The 252-nt window shown below is 66.7% G+C and carries 1 protein-coding gene; it reads right to left on the bottom strand.

All coding sequences use genetic code 11. From position 1 onward, the window contains the following. The coding region (locus tag KVS69_RS20000) for a BadF/BadG/BcrA/BcrD ATPase family protein (protein WP_302675399.1) at positions 1-252 on the bottom strand (252 nt) is incomplete at both ends.

Here is a 252-nt window from a genome sequence, read left to right as displayed (position 1 = left end):
GTCATTGGCTCTCAGCGCCAATTGGATCGCCTTGAGGCCGAGATCGGCGCCGCTGCCCTCGTCGGAGATCGGAAAGCCATAGCCGCCGGTGCGCAGGTTTCGACCCTCCACGAAGCCGAGCCCGATGGAGCCGGTGCCGGCGATGGCGATCGCGCCGTCGCGGCCTGAAGGGGCGCCGAGGCAGGCGCCCATTCCGTCGCTCGTAAAATCGACGCTGGCGAAGGGATGGGGAATTGCCTGCAGCGTTTCCAA

Source organism: Stenotrophomonas sp. GbtcB23 (assembly GCF_019091045.1).
Classification (GTDB): domain Bacteria; phylum Pseudomonadota; class Gammaproteobacteria; order Xanthomonadales; family Xanthomonadaceae; genus Stenotrophomonas; species Stenotrophomonas rhizophila_A.
This window is presented reverse-complemented; position numbering and strand designations above follow the sequence as displayed.